The organism is Dietzia sp. HMSC21D01, assembly GCF_001815995.1.
Lineage (GTDB): Bacteria > Actinomycetota > Actinomycetes > Mycobacteriales > Mycobacteriaceae > Dietzia > Dietzia cinnamea.
Genome location: NZ_KV824039.1, coordinates 1 through 2,144 on the forward strand (window position 1 = coordinate 1; position 2,144 = coordinate 2,144).

Below are 2,144 nucleotides of genomic sequence, written 5' to 3' on the forward strand. Positions count from 1 at the left end.
CGTTCGGGGGGGCGGGAGCCTTCGCGGGCCTGCCGAGCATGGCCGATCTGCTGGCGGACTCCCCGCCCGGGTCCTCTCCCGACACCGATCCCGGCACTGACGCCGACGCCGCGCCCGCCGGGGTCGAGCACACGCCCCGGTCGCTCCTCGACGTGGTGGTGGACCGCCTCCGCGGCCACGGCCGTCCGGCCCACGAGGTCTGGCTGCCGCCGCTGGACGAGCCGGAGTCGGTGGACGTCCTGCTCGGCGGTCCGGTCCGCGAGCCGGTGCCCGCGGCCGCACCGCCCTCGTTGGCCTGGCCGATCGGTACGGTGGACAAGCCGTTCGAGCAGCGCCGGGACCCGATGGTGGTCGAGCTCGCCGGAGGCGCGGGCAACATCGCCGTGGCGGGCGGCCCCCAGTCGGGCAAGTCCACCGCGTTGCGCATGCTCATCATGTCCGCCGCCGCCACCCACGCGCCGGAGCACGTCCAGTTCTTCTGCGTGGACCTCGGCGGCGGATCCCTGGCCGGTCTGCGCGACGTCCCGCACGTCGGGTACGTCGCCGGCCGGCGGGACCTGGACGGGATCCGCCGCTCGGTCGCCGAGCTCACCACGCTGCTGGCCGAGCGCGAGGCGCGCTTCCGCCGCCACGGCGTGGAGTCCATGACGGACTTCCGGCGCCTGCGGGCCGAGTACCTCGCCCTGGAGCCGGACGAGCGGGCCTCGCACCCGCTGCACGGGGACCGCTTCGGCGACGTCTTCCTGGTGATCGACGGCTGGGCGACGTTCCGGGGCGAGTTCGAGGAGCTGGCCGAGAAGGTCACCGCGCTCACCTCGGGCGGCCTGTCGTACGGGATCCACGTGGTGGTGTCGGTGTCCCGCTGGGCCGAGCTCCGCTCGACGATGAAGGACTTCATGGGCACGCGGGTCGAGCTCCGGCTCGGCGACCCGGGCGAGTCCGAGGCCGGCCGGGTCAAGGGCGCGCTGGTGCCCGAGGGGCGGCCGGGCCGCGGCATCCTCAAGTCCGGTCTCCACACCCTCATCGGGCTGCCCCGGCTCGACGGCGGCTCGTCGGTGGACGATCTCGCCGAGGGCGTCCGCGCGGCCGCGGCGGATCTGCAGGTGCTCTACGGGGACCGGTCGGCCCCGCCGGTGCGGCTGCTGGCCGACGACATCCCGCGCGCGGCGGTGCTCGCCGAGATCGAGGCGGCCGGCGTCCGGATCCGCCCGAACCGGGCCCTGCTGGGGATCGGCGAGAACGCGCTGCAGCCGGTCACCCTCGACTTCCGGACCCAGCCGCACTTCATGGCCTTCGCGGACGCGGGCTCGGGAAAGACTACGGTTCTGCGCAACATCGTCGAGTCGATCGTGGCCACCACGACGCCGGAGGAGGCGAAGATCCTGCTGGTGGACTACCGGCGCTCGCTGCTCGGGGTGGTACCCCAGGACCACCTGGCCGGATATATCTCTTCCGCGAAGTCCGCGCACACCCTCATCCCGCAGCTGGTCCCGTACTTCCAGAACCGGCTCCCGGGCGACGATGTGACGGCGGAACAGTTGGCCACCCGCTCGTGGTGGACCGGGCCGGAGGTCTACGTCGTGGTGGACGACCACGATCTGGTGGCCCCCTCCCCGGGGAGTGACCCGCTCTCCGAGCTGCACCAGTTCTTCCCGCAGGCGCGCGACGTCGGCCTGCACATCGTCCTGACCCGCCGGATGGGCGGAGTGAGCCGGGCGATGTTCAGCGGCACCATCGCCAAGCTTCGGGAACTCTCGGTGGACGTGCTGGTCATGTCCGGCTCGCGGGACGAGGGCAATATCGTTGGCAAGCTCAAGCCGAGCCCGCTGCCCCCCGGGCGCGGAACGCTGGTCTCGCGGGACACCGGTACTCAAATGATCCAGGTGTGTTCGGTACCTCCGGTGGTGTCGTCGGCGCCTGACCAGGACTGATCCGCCCGGCCGTCGCCTCGCCCGGCGCCCACCTCACCCGGGCAGGCTGTAACGGTCGCCGACGCGCACCATGAGGCCGTCGTCCACCAACGACGCCAATGCCCGCCCGCGCTGGAGCGCGTCCGGCCACACGGCGTCCAGACGCGCGGCGGTGGCGGTGCCGTCGCCGTCGCGCAGCACGTCCAGCAGGAGGCCGCGCACCTGCCGGTCGGT

General features: G+C 73.1%; 1 protein-coding gene and 1 pseudogene. One reads left to right on the forward strand and one right to left on the reverse strand.

Annotated elements, in window-relative coordinates; translation table 11 throughout:
* Positions 1–1,931 (forward strand): type VII secretion protein EccCb (eccCb, locus tag HMPREF3086_RS13765; RefSeq protein ID WP_070722429.1); only part of this gene is annotated, 1,931 nt, incomplete at its 5' end.
* Positions 1,932–1,964: 33 nt separating this feature from the next.
* On the opposite strand, the pseudogene HMPREF3086_RS13770 reads toward eccCb, so the two are convergent.
* Positions 1,965–2,144: pseudogene (locus HMPREF3086_RS13770) on the reverse strand (A/G-specific adenine glycosylase); the annotation flags it as partial.